Source organism: Pseudomonas sp. I2, assembly GCF_040984075.1.
GTDB classification, from domain to species: Bacteria; Pseudomonadota; Gammaproteobacteria; order Pseudomonadales; family Pseudomonadaceae; genus Aquipseudomonas; species Aquipseudomonas guariconensis_B.
Genome location: NZ_JBCGFQ010000117.1, coordinates 1 through 1,367 on the forward strand (window position 1 = coordinate 1; position 1,367 = coordinate 1,367).

The 1,367-nt window shown below is 68.4% G+C and carries 1 protein-coding gene; it reads left to right on the top strand.

Annotation, left to right across the window (positions count from 1 at the left end; all coding sequences use genetic code 11):
* On the top strand, positions 1–1,367 hold a 1,367-nt coding region (gene mcpA / locus WCE05_RS25795; RefSeq protein WP_368816814.1), incomplete at both ends, for a methyl-accepting chemotaxis protein McpA.

The window sequence follows — 1,367 nt, forward strand, 5'->3', positions numbered from 1 at the left end:
GGCGGCGACCTGAGCCTGGACACCCTGGTGGACATCATCAACGCCGTGGACTTCGGCGGCATCGGCCATGCCTTCCTGGCCGACCGCGACGGCCAGGTGATCGTCAGCCCCGACAAGGCCCAGGTGATGAAGAACCTCAAGGACATCTACCCCGGTAGCACCTTGCGTGTCGAGCCGGGTATGCAGGACGTGACCCTCGACGGCCAGGCGCGGCTCATCTCCTTCACCCCGGTCGCCGGCCTGCCCTCGGCGCAGTGGTACATCGGCCTGTCCATCGACAAGGACAAGGCCTACGCCGCCCTCGGCCAGTTCCGTACCTCGGCGATCATCGCCATGCTCATCGCCGTGGCCGCCATCGCCGGCCTGCTGGGCCTGCTGATCCCCGTGCTGATGCGCCCGCTGACCACCATGGGCCGCGCCATGCGCGACATCGCCGAGGGCGAGGGCGACCTGACCCGCCGCCTGGCGGTGCAGCAGCAGGACGAGTTCGGCGAGCTCGCCAGCTCGTTCAACCGCTTCGTCGAGCGCATCCATGCCTCGATCACCGAGGTGTCCTCGGCCACACGCCTGGTGCACGACCTGTCGGAGAAGGTGGTCAGCGCCTCCAACGCCTCGATCATCGGCTCCGAGGAGCAGAGCCTGCGCACCAACAGCGTCGCCGCGGCGATCAACCAGTTGGGCGCGGCCACCCAGGAGATCGCCCGCAACGCCGCCGACGCCTCGCAGCACGCCAGCGGTGCCAGCGAGCAGGCCAACGACGGCCGCCAGGTGGTCGACGCGGCCATCGACGCCATGACCGCCCTGTCGCTGAAGATCAGCGAGTCCTGCGGGCAGATCGAGGCGCTCAACGCCAGCACCGACGAGATCGGCAAGATCCTCGACGTGATCAAGGGCATCTCCCAGCAGACCAACCTGCTGGCGCTCAACGCCGCCATCGAGGCTGCCCGCGCCGGCGAGGCCGGGCGTGGCTTCGCGGTGGTCGCCGACGAGGTGCGCAACCTGGCCCACCGCACCCAGGCCTCGGCCGAGGAGATCCACCGCATGATCACCGGCCTGCAGGTCGGCTCACGCGAGGCGGTGCACACCATGAACGAAAGCCAGGTGTCCAGCGAACAGACCGTGCAGGTGGCCAACCAGGCCGGCGAACGGCTGTCCAGCGTCACCCAGCGCATCGGCGAGATCGACGGCATGAACCAGTCGGTGGCCACCGCCACCGAGGAGCAGAGCGCGGTGGTCGAGAGCCTGAACCTGGACATCACCCAGATCAACACCCTCAACCAGCAAGGGGTGGAGAACCTCAACGAGACCCTGCGTCACTGCGATGCCCTGAGCCAGCAGGCCGGGCGGTTGAAGCAGTTGGTGGGGAG